Origin of the sequence: Methylocapsa sp. D3K7, from assembly GCF_029855125.1 — a bacterium.
Taxonomy (GTDB): Bacteria; Pseudomonadota; Alphaproteobacteria; order Rhizobiales; family Beijerinckiaceae; genus Methylocapsa.
In genome coordinates this window covers 2,668,986-2,685,341 of record NZ_CP123229.1, presented here as the reverse complement: position 1 = coordinate 2,685,341, position 16,356 = coordinate 2,668,986, and the positions used below count along the sequence as shown (strand labels likewise).

At 59.8% G+C, this 16,356-nt stretch carries 16 protein-coding genes; 8 read left to right on the top strand and 8 right to left on the bottom strand.

All coding sequences use genetic code 11. The features are described from left to right. Positions 1–11: 11 nt before the first annotated feature. From QEV83_RS12590 to QEV83_RS12580, 3 genes are all read right to left on the bottom strand, one after another. Positions 12–1,616 (bottom strand): D-alanyl-D-alanine carboxypeptidase family protein, encoded by a 1,605-nt coding sequence (locus QEV83_RS12590; RefSeq protein ID WP_280128073.1) that lies wholly within the window; start codon positions 1,614–1,616, stop codon positions 12–14. Between the two features lie 146 nt (positions 1,617–1,762). Further along, a complete protein-coding gene (locus tag QEV83_RS12585) occupies positions 1,763–3,493 on the bottom strand; it encodes a kelch repeat-containing protein (protein ID WP_280128072.1) in 1,731 nt (576 codons plus the stop codon). A gap of 96 nt (positions 3,494–3,589) precedes the next feature. After that, positions 3,590–4,831 carry an FAD-dependent oxidoreductase gene (locus tag QEV83_RS12580; protein ID WP_280128071.1) on the bottom strand — a complete coding sequence of 414 codons (1,242 nt, stop codon included), beginning with the start codon at positions 4,829–4,831 and terminating at the stop codon, positions 3,590–3,592. Positions 4,832–5,172: 341 nt separating this feature from the next. Here QEV83_RS12580 and QEV83_RS12575 point away from each other — a divergent pair, with 341 nt between their 5' ends. The 7 genes from QEV83_RS12575 (at position 5,173) to QEV83_RS12545 (ending at position 11,269) form a co-directional block, all read left to right on the top strand. Beyond that, positions 5,173–6,561: a mannose-1-phosphate guanylyltransferase/mannose-6-phosphate isomerase gene (locus tag QEV83_RS12575; RefSeq protein ID WP_280131050.1), complete on the top strand. Its 1,389-nt coding sequence runs from the start codon at positions 5,173–5,175 to the stop codon at positions 6,559–6,561. Positions 6,562–6,690: 129 nt separating this feature from the next. Then, the gene (locus tag QEV83_RS12570) at positions 6,691–7,719 is read left to right on the top strand and encodes an acyltransferase (RefSeq protein WP_280131049.1); all 1,029 of its coding nucleotides are present in this window, start codon (positions 6,691–6,693) and stop codon (positions 7,717–7,719) included. Between the two features lie 48 nt (positions 7,720–7,767). Further along, a complete protein-coding gene (locus QEV83_RS12565) occupies positions 7,768–8,265 on the top strand; it encodes a hypothetical protein (protein ID WP_280128070.1) in 498 nt (165 codons plus the stop codon). Continuing rightward, the gene (locus QEV83_RS12560) at positions 8,262–9,032 is read left to right on the top strand and encodes a ribonuclease T2 (RefSeq protein ID WP_280128069.1); all 771 of its coding nucleotides are present in this window, start codon (positions 8,262–8,264) and stop codon (positions 9,030–9,032) included. Before QEV83_RS12565 ends, QEV83_RS12560 begins: the two co-directional genes overlap by 4 nt. Positions 9,033–9,038: 6 nt before the next feature. After that, positions 9,039–9,881 carry a 23S rRNA (adenine(2030)-N(6))-methyltransferase RlmJ gene (rlmJ, locus tag QEV83_RS12555; protein WP_280128068.1) on the top strand — a complete coding sequence of 281 codons (843 nt, stop codon included), beginning with the start codon at positions 9,039–9,041 and terminating at the stop codon, positions 9,879–9,881. Positions 9,882–9,995: 114 nt separating this feature from the next. Then, entirely contained in the window at positions 9,996–10,208 is a 213-nt protein-coding gene (locus tag QEV83_RS12550; protein ID WP_280128067.1) for a cold-shock protein, read from the top strand. A gap of 11 nt (positions 10,209–10,219) precedes the next feature. Beyond that, on the top strand, positions 10,220–11,269 hold the full coding sequence (locus tag QEV83_RS12545; RefSeq protein WP_280128066.1) for an RluA family pseudouridine synthase: 1,050 nt from the start codon (positions 10,220–10,222) through the stop codon (positions 11,267–11,269). 11 nt (positions 11,270–11,280) lie between these two features. Here the strand turns inward: QEV83_RS12545 and QEV83_RS12540 are convergent, their stop codons facing one another. The 3 genes from QEV83_RS12540 to QEV83_RS12530 all read right to left on the bottom strand — a co-directional run bounded on the left by QEV83_RS12540 (position 11,281) and on the right by QEV83_RS12530 (position 13,735). Continuing rightward, positions 11,281–12,207, bottom strand: coding sequence for an ion channel (locus QEV83_RS12540; RefSeq protein ID WP_280128065.1), 927 nt, complete (start codon positions 12,205–12,207; stop codon positions 11,281–11,283). A gap of 58 nt (positions 12,208–12,265) precedes the next feature. Further along, positions 12,266–12,403 carry a hypothetical protein gene (locus QEV83_RS12535; protein ID WP_280128064.1) on the bottom strand — a complete coding sequence of 46 codons (138 nt, stop codon included), beginning with the start codon at positions 12,401–12,403 and terminating at the stop codon, positions 12,266–12,268. An 87-nt stretch (positions 12,404–12,490) separates the two neighbouring features. Further along, positions 12,491–13,735 carry a cytochrome P450 gene (locus QEV83_RS12530; RefSeq protein WP_280128063.1) on the bottom strand — a complete coding sequence of 415 codons (1,245 nt, stop codon included), beginning with the start codon at positions 13,733–13,735 and terminating at the stop codon, positions 12,491–12,493. A 169-nt stretch (positions 13,736–13,904) separates the two neighbouring features. Here QEV83_RS12530 and QEV83_RS12525 point away from each other — a divergent pair, with 169 nt between their 5' ends. Further along, positions 13,905–14,429 (top strand): cyclic nucleotide-binding domain-containing protein, encoded by a 525-nt coding sequence (locus QEV83_RS12525; protein WP_280128062.1) that lies wholly within the window; start codon positions 13,905–13,907, stop codon positions 14,427–14,429. A gap of 16 nt (positions 14,430–14,445) precedes the next feature. Here QEV83_RS12525 and QEV83_RS12520 read toward each other — a convergent pair whose 3' ends face one another. After that, positions 14,446–15,252 (bottom strand): metallophosphoesterase family protein, encoded by an 807-nt coding sequence (locus tag QEV83_RS12520; RefSeq protein WP_280128061.1) that lies wholly within the window; start codon positions 15,250–15,252, stop codon positions 14,446–14,448. Positions 15,253–15,333: 81 nt separating this feature from the next. After that, positions 15,334–16,314, bottom strand: a complete 981-nt coding sequence (locus tag QEV83_RS12515; protein ID WP_280128060.1) for a tyrosine recombinase XerC — start codon at positions 16,312–16,314, stop codon at positions 15,334–15,336. Positions 16,315–16,356: the final 42 nt, after the last annotated feature.

Genomic DNA, 16,356 nt, shown 5'->3' with positions numbered 1-16,356 from the left:
TGTTTAAAAGCTCATTGCCCTGCATGCTTTTCCGATTTTTTGCTTTTTGCCCTTTCCGCATGGATGGCGGCCTTTGCCGTGGGATGCTGTTTCCCCGCAAGTTTTTTGTGCTTATCCGATTTTTCGTGGGCGGCAATTTTGGCGGACGCAGTGTGACGGGCTGCCTTTACGGCTTTGTGCCCATGCCTGCCCTCGCGGACCGTGGCGATTTTCCCATGCCTGCCGTGGCGCAACTCGGCGCGCGTCGCGTGACGAGACCGCGCGGCCCTTTCCGCCTTCATGCCTTGCCCTTTCATCGGGAGCGCATCTGCAGCCGGAGCGAGCGGCGAACTGATATCTCCTGTCGCCTGCGCCTCAGTCGCGGCGTAGGCGCTCACGGTCTCGGGGGGTGCCGGTGTGCCGATCGCCGAATGGGGCGGCCGCGCTTGTGCGACGAGTCCGGCAAACCCTGCGGGCGCCCCAAGATAAACAGGGACCGGTTCGAACGCTGGACGCGGCACCGACGCAATACGGGGCGCCATCGGCAGCGGTTTGGCGAAGGCCTCTGTGGTGATCAAAGCCAAATGATCATGCGTGGCGGGCGTCTTCGCCGGGCGGGCGAGCAATGGAGCCATCAGACGAGAGACGTCGGTGTTGAATTCAGCAATTGCCTTGCCCTTCCGGCCGCACACCGACGCATGCATGTCGGGCGGCACCGCCATCGATGTTTGCGGGGCAAGATCGGCAAGCGATCGCGAGGGTTTGTCTATTCCAGTGAAACCGCGATCGAACAAGGTCGCCGCCATGATCATCCGGCTGCGCGGATTAGGGGCCCCCATAATTACCGCGATGAGCTGGCGGCCGCCCTGGCTTGCGCTGGCAACGATGTTGAACCCCGCCGCGCAAGTGAATCCGGTTTTCATTCCATCGACACCAGGGTACCGGCCAAGAAGATCGTTGTGATTGTGAATGATATCGCCACCGAGCCGCATGGCACCGATGTTGAAAAGCTTCGCCTGCTCCGGAAAAGTGATGTAGAGCGCTCGCGCGAGAATCGCGAAGTCGCGGGCCGATGAGAAATGCTGCGGGTTCGGCAATCCGTTGGGATTGACGAAGTGGGATTGGGCGAGGCCAAGCTCGCTCGCTGCGCTGTTCATGTCCTCGGCGAACGCCTCGATGGAGCCCGAAACGCCCTCCGCGATCACGACCGCCATGTCGTTCGCCGACTTCACCATCAGCATTTTCAGAGCGTTGTCGAGCGTCACCAGGCTGCCCGGCCGGAAGCCCATTTTGGATGGCGGCATCGCCGCCGCGCGGGCGGAGACAACGAGCGGCGTATCAAAGGTGATGCGATGGTCGCGTACCGCGCTCAGAGCCACATAGACGGTCATCAGTTTGGTCAGGGAAGCCGGATACCAAGGCTCCGTTGCATGGTCTTCATACAGGACCGCGCCGGACGGCATCTCAATCACCAGCAGGGGATTTGCCAGCGCCGGGCCGGCTCGGCTCACGCAGAGGGCGAGCAGCAACGCCATAAGGCCCAAGAGACGGTGTATAGGCGTTCGCCCTGTGTTTCCCGGGCGAACGGCTCTCGGGATTGCATGGAGACGGGGCGGGTTGAGATGTGGTGTGTTCATGTTCCGATCCCGGCCGAATCGAGGCGCACCTGCGGCAACCCTGTCATTCCGTCCCGCTCCGCGCAAGCGCTGTCGGAGCAGACCAAGGCAAAGCTAGACAAGCATCGCGGCGAAGGTAGGGCGGAAGTTGGGGTTTCCGCGGCCAGTTATTTTTTCCTCGCAGATATCGCAACATTCACCGAAACGGGGTTCGAGGCGATCCCATTCGCAACGGCATATAACGTCGCGGCACCGGTTTCGATCCCGGCGGGCACCGTGAAATAGGTAAAGGAATTCTCGTTGGGCGTCACAGCCATCCCGCTGTGACCGGATGTCCTTGCATAGAACACATGTTTTGTCTTGGCATTGACCATCCGCTCAATCCGCACCAGCGGGTAGTTCGTCGCGGACTGATAGCCTTCGGCATAGCTCGCGGCTTGCGATAGGCCGTTCAACTGTCTTCCTGGGAGACAATAGGTTGTCCCAGCCACAAGCGTCGTTGGAACCGACAGGCAGTCTGGCGGGAAAGCCCTGGTATGACTGATTAAGCTCCGCGAAGCTGCCTCTGGCGCGGCGATCACCGGAGCGGCATTGGGTGCAATAGGGCCAGTGTCCGTATAGAGTTCAATATCGCCGAGCCGGCTGTTGAACATGACCTGTCCGGTCGGCAGCACAATCATATAGCCATAATATGATGAAAGCTTGGCCGCGTTTGGCGTGTCGATAACCGGCTGCAACGCCTTGCCGTCAAACACAAAAAAATGCGTGGGAGGAAGGTGATTGACGCCGGGGCTCGCCGTAAGCAGCACCTTGCCACTGGGGAGCAAGGCGGCCGAGCCATCGGAGATGCCATATTGAACGCCGCCGGACTTGGGGAAATCTGGGCCCGGCGTCCAGCTCCCTGCCTCCCCTACCCCCCCGGGAGTGAAAATGGCGGTGTGTCCGGTGGCGCCGGCGGCAAAAACGGTGCCGTCGGGACGCAACAGTTGCGGCCCCATTTCGTGGGTTCCGCCGCCTTTTTCGTCAATGTCGGGGAGATTGACCTTGGTGCTTCCGCCGCTGATCCAACTGCCATCCGGGGGCAGATACAGCTCCGAATTCATCAAAGGATCGGTATTGTTGGCGTCGACGGTCAGCACGTCTGTGTTGGGCAGCAAGGTCCAAGTCTCTTCACTGTTGATGTCCGCCTTGCCATTGCCCTTGTCTTTGAGGGGGACGAACCAGCTGAGATCAGCCGGATGGAACAGCGCCTGCTCATTTGTAAAGACTCCGCCGATCATGAAGGCGCCGTCGATGGCCAACACCGTGCTGGCGGCCGCGCCGATCATCGACCATTCCTCGCCTTTGGGGGGCGGCACCGGGGTCCATTTATTGGTAACCGGATCATAAATCGCACCGAGATTGGTGAACGACTCTAGGCCGTTGTTGTATTCGCCGCCTTCGATGATGACTCGCCCGTCGGCAAGGACGGCACAGGCAAAATACAGCGGCGCGTAACCTGCGGGCAGCGGCGCCAATTTGGACCATGTGCCGTTCAAATAGCTGCCGTTGATATCGGGAGTCAGCCGCCACCAGTTGCTGCTGCCGTTGTTTTTCGCGCCCTGGTCATGCACCATCAAGGTCCCGTCCGTGAGCAGCAGCATGGCACCCGAATTGAACGGCGGCTGACGTGTCAAGGGACGCCACGGCGATGGCCCGGAGGCTGCGGCAAGCGGCTGCGAAAACCGCTGCGCCGCCGCCGAAAGCTGCTTGGTATCCGAGGACGGCGGCTTGAGGCTATGGCGGGAAATAGGCGGCAAGGGCGCCGGCGGCAGGGTTTGCGCGAGCGCGCCGTTCTCGCCGCCAATCCAAACGAAGAGACCTGCGGCCATCGTCCAGATGCAGCTCAGCTTATTCATTGCTAAATGCCTCTCCCCGCAACTCCAGCCATCCTCGATAAACCCCTATCCGAACCAAACCAATCCGGCATCTGCCATATGGCGGTGCTGCCGAGACTAAGACTGTGACGCGCTATCCGGCGATGTGACCCGCTCGGGCCGCACACCCATGCCCATGAGTCCGGCGGGCAGCCGCCGCAAAAGCGGAAAATAAATGAACAGCCGCACCAGCCACGGCGGCTTCATTTTGCCGCTGCTGCCAAGGACACGCGAGATCACGCGATTCTGGATGAAAACCTGCATGGCCTGGGTCACCTTGGTTGGAAATTCGCGGCGGCCTTGGACCCGCGCGAGATCGGCGTCCGTGACTGGACCGCTGCCGCGCAAGGGAGCGCTCAAAATATTGGCCGTGGCAATCGCGTCCTGGATGGCGAGATTGATGCCGACGCCGCCGACCGGCGACATCGCATGGGCGGAGTCGCCGATGCACAAGAGGCCTGGCCTGTGCCATACTGGCAAGCGATCGACCGCAACGGTGAGCAGCTTGACGTCCTCGAAACTTGCAAGTTCGCTGGTGCGGCCAGCCAGAAATGGCGCCAGTTCAGCGATATTTTCGCGGAGCGTCTCGATGCCTTGCGCCCGGAGCCGGTTGGCCGACCCCTTGGCGATCACATAGCCGCATTGCCAATGCTCACCGCGAAAAATGAGAACGAGCATTTGCCCGGCATCGATCCGGCCGAAGGTCTCCTCCGGGTCGCCGTTCTGCCGGGAGAGACGGAACCACAAGACATCCATCGGCGCGCCGATTTCTTGCGGGTCAAATCCTGCTTCTTCCCTCACGAGGGAATGGCGGCCGTCGGCGCCGATGGTCAAATCGGCGCGGATCGTCAATTGTCCACCTTCGGTCTTGGCGGTGACGCCCTCGACACGGTCCCCCTCAACCACAAGGCCGTCGGCTTGCGTGTTCATGAGAAGCCGGAAGCCCGAATAGCCCTTCGCGCGGCTTGCGATGAAATTCAAAAAATCCCATTGCGGCATCAAGACAATGAATTTGGCATGTGTCGGCAAATGCGAAAAATCCGCGAGTGGAATCTCCACGTCACCGACCTTGCCCTTGAGAAGGGTTGCCTTTTGATGCGGCAGTTTCAGGAAATCTTCCAGAAGGCCAAGATCATGCAGCGCTTCCAGCGTCGAGGGATGAATTGTATCGCCTCGAAAATCACGTAAGAAATCGCCGTGCTTTTCAATGACCACCGTATCGACGCCAGCGCGGGCAAGGAGCAGGCCAAGAACCATACCGGCCGGCCCGCCGCCAACGATGCAGCACCGACAGGACAGCGTTTTTGGGCTCTCGTCCATGACTGGCCTCCCTTTAAGGGCCATTTTGCCCAAGTCGTAAAAGGATCATACAAGAAAACAAAGAGTTGGAGATAGCGGACGGTGCGGCGGCGATCTTGGGGGCGATCTCCAGATGGGTCTTGGCATCACTTTGGGTTGGCAAGACAATGCAATCTTTCATAAGATGCGAGTTACAAAATTAATCAAACATCAGAAACCGGCAATATTTCCGGCGCGGCCGTCTAGGAATTGGCGCTCCGTCAAGGTAAGGAGAGGGGCCGTTTCAAGAAGCCGCCAGGGGAGAGAAATATCGATATTTTTTTGCGAGGGAGCAAGAAAGCGTGAAAATTCTTCCAGTGATCATGTGCGGCGGTTCCGGAACCCGAGTGTGGCCGGAATCGCGTGAAAGCCTGCCCAAACAATTTATTTCTCTCATCGGCGAGCGCTCCACCTTTCAGACCGCCGCGGAGATGCTCACCGACAGCGTGTTCGAAACGCCCATCGTCATCTCCAACACCGATTACCGGTTTCTTGTCGCCGAGCAATTGCAAAAGATCAATCGCGAGGCACGGATTGTTCTCGAGCCGATCCGGCGTGATTCTGGTCCCGCCGTCGCCGCCGCCGCCGAGCTTGCGGCGCAATCGGGGCCGGACACGATCGTCGCGGTTCTCGCCGCGGACCATGTGGTGCGCGATCGTCAAGGTTTCGTGGATTTGTGCAAGAAGGCGGCCGAAGCGGCCGCGCTTGGCTATATCGTGACGCTCGGAATCAAGCCGGATTCTCCCGCCACCGGCTTCGGCTATATCAAAACCGGTAAGACGGTCACGCCTGACGGCAGCGTTTTCAAGGTTGAAGCGTTTGTCGAAAAGCCGGATGCCGCCACGGCTGAAACCTATGTCGCTGGAAATTATCTTTGGAACTCCGGCAATTTTTTCTTCCGCGCCGATGTCATGCAGGAAGAGTTGCGGAATTTCGAGCCGGAGATGGCGGCGGCGGCGGCGGACGCGGTGGCCCGGGCAAAAAAGGATTTGAAGTTCCTGGTGCTCGATGCCGAGGCCTTCGCCAGGGCGCCGAAGAAGTCAATCGACTACGCTGTCATGGAGCGCACCAGCAAGGCGGCGGTCGTTCCCGCCGACATCGGCTGGTCGGATGTCGGCAATTGGCAAGCGGTTTGGCAATTGTCGGAGCGCGACGACAAGGGCAATTCGATCCGCGGCCGCGGCGTTGTCATGAACGCGTCCAACGTGCATGTGCGTTCTGACGAGCATTTGACGACGGTTGTCGGCGTCGATGACGTCATCGTCGTCACGACGCAAGACGCCGTGCTCGTGCTCAACGCGGCGCATGGCGATCACGTTAAGCAGCTGGTCGATCGCCTGAAAAGCGAGAATCGCCCGGAAGCCCTCGAGCATAAGCGCTCCTACCGGCCGTGGGGCTATTATCAATCGGTCGATTCGGGAGGCCGCTACCAAGTCAAACGTATTGTCGTGAAACCGGGTGAGCGCTTGTCCTTGCAAAAACATTTCCATCGCTCTGAGCACTGGATCGTCGTCAAGGGGACCGCCGAAGTCACCCGCGACGATGAAGTGCATTTCGTGCATGAAAACGAGTCGATCTATTTGCCGATCGGCTGCGTGCACCGGATGGCGAACCCCGGCCGGATCGATCTCGAACTGATCGAAGTGCAGACGGGATCTTATCTCGGCGAAGACGACATTGTTCGCCTGCAGGATGTCTACAACCGTGGCTAACCGATTTGCGAATGGGATAATATATTCTTCAGATACTTGGCTAATACTCCTTAGGAAATAGCTGTGCAATATATCCCTGCACTCGACGGATTGCGTGCCGTAGCTATTTCCGGTGTGTTATTTTTTCATATGGGCCTGTTACCAGGAGGATTTCTCGGAGTTGATGTATTTTTTGTATTAAGCGGATTTCTTATAACGTCAATATTACTTCACGAATGGAATAGCTTCGACAGAATAGAATTTCGTTCTTTTTATGCGAGAAGAGCTGTCAGGATACTCCCTGCTTTTCTTGTCTTTGCGGTTGCCGCTTTGATATGCGGCCAAGTCATCAACAAACCAGAGTGGGATCATTTGCCTTGGGCGCTTTCGTTCACGATAAACTGGCGGCTCGCGGTTCAAGACAGCCCTACATGGGGCGGACTTTTTAGCCCCATTTGGTCTTTATCGATTGAAGAACAATTCTATCTCCTCTGGCCGTTTGCCCTTGTCGCCGTTTTGAAGGCAAAAGCAGGTGCCCGCCTATGGATCATCGCGGCGGCAATCCTTATCGTTGCCCTGTGGCGATTCCATCTCTCCGGCTATGGCCATCCGATGCGAACCTATAATGGATTTGACACGCGCGCCGACACGTTGCTTGTCGGATGCTTTATCGCTTTATGGCCAAGTGAGAGACTTTCCCGGTTCGCCGCCCGGATTTACCTGGTTCCCGTAGCAGGTTTGCTGATCGCAGCTGTCGTGACCCATTGGGACAGCCCAATCGTCCATGAAATCGGTTTCTCCCTTGCCGCGATATCGGCGGGATTGATCATCGCCGCCCTCCAACAACCAGGCACAATCGTTGGCTTTTGGCTTTCCCGCGCCCCTTTTCGCTTGATTGGCCGATTGTCCTACAGCCTGTATCTGTGGCACATGCTGGCATTCAGTCTCCCGCCTTACCTGGGGATTCATGGTCAACGCCCGTTGGGGCTCCTTTTCGCGCTGGCGATGGCGGCGGGAAGTTATTACTGGATTGAGCGGCCGTGTCTGAGATGGCATTCTCGGCGCGCCGCAGCGCGGCGTGGGGATGCTCTCGAGCCGTCACCTGCTTCCCGGGAGCCGATCCCACAACCGGCTGATGGAAGACAGAGCCTTGTCGAACAAGCGCGGTACCGCTATTGACGGCACCGGTCTGGGAAGCGCCAGCGCCCGGTTGGGAATGAGATGTGGATGGACGGATCCAAATTGACGGATAAATTTTTGAGCGTGCCTGCGCCGTTTGCGACCACCATTCTGTTCACGGCAGTGCTTGCCGTCACCGGCGCCACGATTTTTGGTGTCGCTCACGCCCGTCCGCTGGTTCCGGCGGAACGCCGGTATCTTCCTTATACCGGCGTGCTGCCGGCTTGTGACGATCCGGCGGTTTTCGAAAGAATACAGGGGCGCTTCCGCGATCGCGAAGCCGAGTTCTGGAACACCGGCCTCGAAATTCTTGGCCTCATGGAGGTCAAGGAAATCGGCTACAAAACGAATGGCGAGGATTTCATTCCGCGCCGCTACTGCACCGCGCAGGCTTATTTGAACGATGAAAAAAAACCCCGCCAGCTGTCCTATTCGATCAACGAGGATCTGGGCATCATAGGCTTCGGTTTCGGCGTCGAATGGTGCGTGGGCGGCCTTGACCGCAACGACGCCTATGCCCCCAATTGCAAAATGGCGCGGCCGTGAGCAAAAGGGGCGCGGCCTGCCAGCACGCCACCAGAACGCAGGCTAATTTTCCATATTTTCTGATCGCCGTCGTGGCACTCGCTTGGTTTGGTCCGGCACGCGCGGCGCCCATGGCGCTCTTTTGCCTGCTGGATCGCGGCGCGGACGAGGTGGCTCTTTCACCCCTCAAGGTCCAAGCATCAGGCGGTGGCACCCCTGGAGATTTCGATTTTTACGTTCTCTCGCTCTCCTGGTCTTCCGCCTTTTGCGAGACGGCCGCCGCGGCGCGGGCGCGCGGCCAATGTGATCCGGGCGCCAATCTCGGCTTCGTCGTGCATGGGCTGTGGCCGCAATATGAGCATGGGTTTCCGTCGGATTGCGGACCGGCCGCACGGTTTCCCTCGCGCGTCGCAGTCGAGTCCACGCAAGGGCTTTATCCAAGCGAGGGGTTGGCCCGGTATGAATGGCGCAAGCACGGTACCTGCTCGGGCAAAAGTCCGACCGACTATTACGCCGATGTGCGGCGGGCCCGCGATGTCATCGTCATCCCCTCGGCGTTTGTCGCCCCCAAGGACATCCAGACCTGGACGCCCATCGATATTGTCCGCGCGTTCATCGCGGCAAACCCTCGGCTGCGGCCTGGAATGCTGGGCGTTGCCTGCGCGCGCGGCGCGCTGCAAGGGGTGAGGATTTGTTTTTCCAAGGATCTGCGGAATTTTCAGGCTTGTCCGGAGGTCGCCCGGCAAGGCTGCCGCGCACGGGAAGTTTCTGTGCCGCCTGTTTTGTGAGCCGGCATGAATTACCGTCATGAATTTCATGCCGGCAATTTCGCGGATGTGTTCAAGCACATCGTTCTGACCCGCGCATTGCTGCGCCTTTGCGTGAAACCAGCGCCCTTCCGTTATATTGAGACCCATGCCGGAAGTGGCATCTACGACCTCTTGCCGCCGCCACCAGGAAAATCTACCGAATGGCAGTCCGGAATCGGCGCCCTCATAGCGGCGGCAGCCCCGCCGGATGTGCGCGATCTCATCGAGGCATATCTTCAAATCGAAGCACCATTGATCCGTGCGGAGGGGCCGCGGTATGGCGGGTCGCCCTGGATCGCCAAGAGCCTGCTCCGGCGCCAGGACAGGATATTGTTGTGTGAGCTGCACCCCGCCGCCTCCAAGGCGTTGCGGGCCAATTTTGGCAATGATAGGCGCACCAAGCTCTTTCAGAGCGACGGTTATGCGGGGCTAAATGCCTTCCTACCGCCCGTGGAGCGGCGCGGGCTGGTTTTGATCGATCCACCCTTCGAAGCGGCGCAGGAACTCGCAACGGCGGCAGATGCGCTTGTGAAAGCGTGGCGCAAATGGACGACCGGCATCTATATGCTTTGGTATCCGGTCAAGGATGCGGGGACGGCAGCCTCCTTCGCGGCAAAGCTCGCGGATGAGGGGATCAAACGCGTTTTACGCCTCGAACTTCAGATCGATTCGCCAGCCCCCCGAGCCCCCCTGGCACGCTGCGGCCTCATGATCATTAATCCGCCATTCGGGCTCGACGCGGAGGCGAAACTCCTATTGCCCTGGCTCGCAGGCGTTCTCGGGCGCCACCAGCCGGGATTTTTGATCGAGTGGCTCTCGGGCGAATGACCCGGCTTGCCAAACCCCGCTTTCGTCCCATGTTTTTTCTGGCGGATGGGCGAGCGGCGCACCTGGCCGCGCTTACGCCAAGCGAGGCACTCTCGATGGGAAGGGACGCGCTCCATGTCGCAACAGGGAACAGTCAAATTTTTTAATGCGGAGAGGGGTTATGGGTTTATAACCCCGGACACCGGCGGGCGTGATATTTTCGTCCACATCTCCGCCCTGGAGCAGGCGGGCTTGCCAGCTTTGAACGAAGGCCAGCGCGTGGCCTTCGAAATCGAGGCGGACAAAAAGGGCAAGGGACCCAAGGCGGTCGGTTTGCAGTTGCTATAAGGAATTGACGGGTGAGCGTTCAGACCTTCGAGGTCGGTGAAGACGAAGAAGGGATGCGCCTCGACCGCTGGTTCAAGCGGCGCATGCCAATGCTTTCGCTTTCGCATTTGAACAAGATCGTGCGGACCGGCGAAGTGCGGGTTGATGGCGCGCGGGTGAAGACGGCAACCCGGCTCGCGAAGGGGCAAAGCGTCCGCGTGCCACCGTTGAAGCTCGCCGCGCCCACCGCGCCCGCCCACGAAATATCCCCCACCGATTTGCGCGCGCTCCAAGACATGATTCTGTTTGAGGATCGCGATCTCATCGTCCTCAACAAGCCATTCGGATTGGCCGTACAGGGCGGTTCCGGGACGACGCATCATATCGATGGGATGCTGGCCTCCATGCAAAACGAGCATGGCGGGCGCCCGGTGCTGGTGCACCGGCTCGATCGTGATACGTCGGGGGTTCTGCTGGTCGCGAAGACCCGCAGCATCGCGGCTGATCTTGGCGAAATTTTCCGTTCGCGCCAGGCACGGAAAATCTACTGGGCGATTGTTGAAGGGGTGCCAAAGCCAGCACAAGGCCGCGTTTCCCTGTATTTGGCGAAAGGCCCCGGTATGGACGCGGCGCGCCCCGCCCGGAACGGCGCCATCCCGCGCGAAAAACTCGAAAAAATGCGGATCGCCAAACATGGCGACGAGGATGCGCGCCATTCGGTGACCTATTACACAGTTGTCGATAAAGTGGCGCCACGGCTTGCATGGCTTTCAATGAAGCCAGTGACCGGCCGCACGCATCAATTGCGCGCTCATGCCGAGGCGATTGGGCATCCCATTGTCGGCGATCCAAAATATGGCGCGGCGCCCGCAAAGGACCCGCGCCGCAACGATCCCTTGCGAATGATACCGGACGCCGTCGAACCAAAGCTGCATCTTTTGGCCCGGCGGCTGATCCTGCCGCACCCGCGCGGCGGCACACTCGACGTCACGGCGCCCTTGCCTCCTCACATGCAGCACACCTTCGATCTCTTCGGCTTCGATGTAAAACGCTTCGATCCGATCGAGGATGCGCCGGAGTAAATGTTAACTGATCAGCAGGCGCCGTTTTCATCGCGTTCAACGAGACTCAAACGAGTGAGATCGGCGACCGGCCTCTTTTGATCGTCGAAGGTGAGCGCCTCGGCGTAATGCATGCCGAACAAGACGTCTTCCGCCGTATAAATGCGCATGTCATGAACAGCGGCGCCGAGGGCGTGGTCGCGAGCCTCGATGGTCAAGAAGATCCGCGCATCGCTTTCCATGAACCGCTCGGCATCATAGCCCGCGAGCGGGCTGTGCTCGTCGATTCTGTGCATTACGGTCCACGTCAACGCGAACAAGGGAAGAGTCGCATTCGACAAGATGAGGTCATGCACATAACGGAACGAACGGCCTTCCGCGCTGATCTCGGGCAACAGCACACCGAGCCGCACCGTAGCATGGGTGAGCAAACTTAAACGCCCATTGGCAATGCGCACCATCAAGGTCGGCGAGCAATTGTGACCCGTCACAACAGCCTGATCGGCGAACAATATGCGTGATCTCGGTTTCGAAAAGCGGACGAACAAAAGCCCCGTCATGATCGCGGTGAAGGCCATGCCGGAGACGATTTCAATCGCCGATACGGCGTGGCCATAGAAGGTCGCCGGGGCCATGGTTCCGTAACCCACGGTCGCCAATGTTTCGAGGCTGAAAAAGAAAGCGTCAGTAAACGATCCCGGCCTCGCGCCGACGAGGCAGCCCGGATTTACAAAATAAAGCAGCGCAAAAACAAGATTGATGCAAAGTTCCAATCCCACGAAGGCGAACACGAAGCCCCTCCAACTCATGGAGAGCGCGATATGATAGGGATCGTGAAAATCATAGCGCGAGGCGCCGCGCTTAACGACTTCGACCGTGCCGGCCCTTATTGTCGAGCTATGCGGCCCGCGTGGCTTACGCTTCCGCCTGAAATGTTTGGGCACCAAGTTTTTGGGCATGAAATGCCTCATGCCGCGTAGCTCCCGCTTTGCTCGCATCGTCCCGCCGCGACCGCTTTCATTTCCGCAGCTGGCTTTCGTAGCAGGCATTGGGCGTGCCCGGCACGTTGAATTTGACCGGATCGCCGCATTTGTCGCATCCCGCGGCGAGGCAGCAAAGGACGAGACCGCCCAAAGTCAAAATAAGGCGCCGCATTTCTCTTCTCCTCGGTTAGGACGCATATGGCGCTTCAAGATGCAGCGTTTCATTTCTGAGCCCATCATAATTCACACTGTGCAACTTTTAAGGAATGACACCAGAGACCCTCAACCGGAGCTGTGCGGGTCCGCGCAGCGATGCTCCGGGGCGATAAGGTGGCGGATCAACCAGCAATTTTGGGTTAACCAGCCGTCTGGCCAGCGCGGCGAGCGCCGTTTCGGCTTCGATCCTTGCCAAAGGCGCGCCGACACAATAATGCGGGCCTCCGCCGAAGCCGAAATGCAAATTGTCTGGGCGATTCGGATCGAATGTGTCTGGATCTCGAAAGCGGTTCGGGTCGCGGTTGCCGGATGCGAACAAGAGGACAAGCGGCGCATCCTTCGGGATCACCGTTCCGGCGATATGGATTTCGGCCAAAGTCTTGCGAGTCCGGAAATGGACCGGCGGCTCGTAACGGAGCACTTCCTCGACGATGCGGGGCGCAAGGGCTGGGTCGCGGCGCAGCTTTTCAAGCCATTCCGGATGGCGCAGCAGGGTGAGCATGCTGTTGGCAATGAGATTGACGGTGGTCTCATGCCCTGCGATCAGCAAAAGGACGGCGGTGGCGATGAGATCATATTTGCCCATCCGCCCAAGTTTTTTGTCTTTGTAAGCGGCAAGGCCCGACAAGACGTCGTTGGCAGGACGTTTACGCTTCTCCTTGATGATCGCGCGTAAATAAGCGGTGATCGCATCATAATCCGCGGCAGTTTTGCTCAGATCCTCTTCGCGGATTCGTCGATCGGGATCGAGCGCGCCGGTGAGCGTCCCTGACCAGCTTTGAAATTTCTGCGCGTCGCCGGGGGGGATCCCGAGGAGCTCGCAAATGACCGTGACCGGCAGGGGGTAAGCGAAGCCGCCCACGAGATCGATTTCATCGCGGCCGCTCATCTCGCCGATGAGATCGCCGACGATCGCCTTGACGCGGCCATCCATCGCCCTCATCCGCTCCGGAGTGAACTCCGCCATGATGAGGCGGCGCAGAACGCCATGATCGGGAGGATCACGAAAGAGTACGGGACGATGGGTATCGACGATCCAGGCCTTGACCGGATTGAAGATAAGGTCGCGAAGGAGATTGCCCGTCCTTGCATATTTGGTCTTGGGAAGATCCTCGGAACTCACCCTGGGGTCTTGAAGAAGACTGCGGATTTCGGTGTAGGTGTTGACGATATAGGTCCCGTCCTCCTCCCGGAGGATGGGCGTTTCGCGCAGCCGCGTATAGACCGGATAGGGATCCGCGCGGTTGATGGGGTCGAGCACTTGTGAAAAAAGACCGTGATCCGGCACGCTATGTCCTTGTTTCCCCGCCACGCCGCTCGTGGGGCGATCCGGTGAGATCTTGCAAGGCCATTGACCGTATTATCGCATTGCGGCGATAAATGGCCTATGCTCTTGCGGCGAAACTAACCAACTATCCCGCGGGGCGTGATACGCTATACTCTGCCGCCAGACCGGCTTGGCAGCGAAATCAGCCGAAAACCGGTTCAAAGTCACACTCATGCGCGCCATCCTCGACCACTGCGGTGCCGTTCCTCTGGAATATCGGGCAAGTGGCTCCGTCATTCTGGAGGAGGGCCAGGAGACCGGCCGCGTCTATGTGCTCGCGGAAGGCCGCATCGAAGTGCTACGCGGGGGCACCCAGGTCACGATACTCGACGAACCAGGCTCGCTCGTCGGAGAAATGTCGGTCCTGCTTGGCGTTCCACACACCGCAACGGCCCGGGCGCTCGGGGATATTAGGGTGCATGTCATCGAGGACGCGGCGGGTTTTTTCAGCGCCAATCCCGGCCTGTCCTGGCTCGTGGCGCGCCTCTTGGCGAACCGGCTTAACGCAGCAACGACCTATCTCGTCGATCTAAAACGCCAATTCGCCGGTTCCAGCGATCATCTTGAGATGGTAGGCGACGTGCTCGAAACGCTGATTCATCAACAGGAACGGGATTTTGTGCCAGGGTCCGACCGCGATCCGCGACGGCCTTGAAGGGCAGTGTCCGCCACTAGGGTGCCAGACTGGGGACTGGCGCCCGCGCGTCAAACCACTCCGGCAGGGCCTTCGCGGGCGGGATCGGCCGCCGCAGCGGGGCGTCCAGCCGCACCGTCTGGATGCCCATGGCGGAGATCCAAACCGCCTCGCCGGCACTGGTGTCGAGCACGATATAGGCGGGTGGCACCCCGAACTGGCGACCGGCGTTAAAGACCCATGTGGCGCCGATCCGGTCGGCCCATGAGCCGCCTTTCACGAATGGCGATTGATGGACGTGACCGGCGACGACAATATCTGGATGATACTCGGCAATCCACCGCTCAAGGTCCTCATCCCCCATTGACCGGCTGCCCGACCAGCTCGTCGGTGAATTGACCGGCGGCGCATGATGAATCCAGACCCAGCGCAATCCTTGCCGCCGCTGGGAGTCCGCTTCGAGCTGGGCCGCGAGTGCCGCGCGGGCCACCGGCCCATCCCACCATGCGCAGACCGTGAACAGCATATCCTCGACGACGAGGCTATCGCCATCACGGACAATGTTTGGGGCGCCGGTCTCAGCCAGCCAGCGCGCCACCTTCTCACCGCCCTCGCCGCGCGAATCGAGGTCATGATTGCCCGAGCACACGAGGAGCCGAGTCACGCTCGCCATACGCTGGAGATATTTGCGGACAACCAGCGTCTGTGCCCGGTAATCGACGATCGATGCGAGGTCCAGCGCGTCACCGGCCAAGACGGTGAGGTCATAGCCGGGGGCCGTTTTCAGCAGCCAGTCGAATTGCGGAAGCGCGTAGTGCAGGTCGGCGACAAAAAGACACCGCATCGTCCGCTCCCTGTCACTCGCGCCTTGGATAGCACGGCCCTTGCGGCGGCATAAAAGAAAATGGGCCGTCCCGCAAACCCTTTAGCGGCCGCGAGGATGCGCCGCCCGATAGGCTTCAAGGAGCCGCGCACTATCGACGGCGGTGTAGATCTGCGTCGTTGACAGGGAGGCGTGCCCGAGCAGCTCCTGGATCGAGCGCAGATCGCCGCCCCGCTCCAACAAATGTGTCGCGAAGGAATGACGCAGCGCATGCGGCGTCGCGCTCTCGGGAAGCCCCAGCGCGCCGCGCAACCGTTCGATCGTGAGCTGTATGATTCTTGGACCCAGCGGGCCGCCCTTGGCGCCAATGAACAAAGGCTTATCGGGCGCATGGGCAAACGGGCAAAGCGCGAGATAGGCTTCAATGGCGTGCTGGACCGGCGCGATCACCGGAACGCTTCGAGTCTTTTGCCCTTTGCCGACGACCGTCAAAACGTCGCGTCCGCCAATCGGCGCTTCGCAACGCTTGATCGCCAAGGCCTCGGAGATGCGCAGGCCCGCACCATAGAGCAAGGCCAAAACGGCAGCATCGCGCGCGATGATCCATTGCGCCCGGTTTTCCCCGGCGCGGGCGTCCACCCCCACCAGCTCGCATGCGATATCGGCGCGCAAGGGTTTTGGCAGGCCGCGCTGAATTTTCGGCGGGCGCAACGCCGTGAAAGCCAAGGCCTGGCCAAATCCATTGCGTTCGAGAAAACGGGCAAACGACCGCAGCCCCGCGAGCTGTCGCGCAAGGGAGCGGCTGCCCGCCCCCTTGCCGCGCCGCGCCGCCAAAAAAGCACGCAGGTCTTGCGGCGCAAGGCGATGGAAGGTCAACAGCGAAGGAGCTTCGCCGAAATGCTCCGCCGCGAATTGCAAGAATTGCCGCAAATCGCGTGCATAGGAGGCCGCCGTGTGCGCCGAAACGCGGCGCTCGCCGGAAAGATGCGCCAGCCAATCCCGCGCATGCGCAGCGATCTCAGCGCTGGCCGGCATAAACTCCAATGGGTCGCTTTCTGTCTCAGCGGCATGAGCCTTCGTCATGCTTGATCATAGCACCGGCGCACCCTAACAATTCCTTGCATC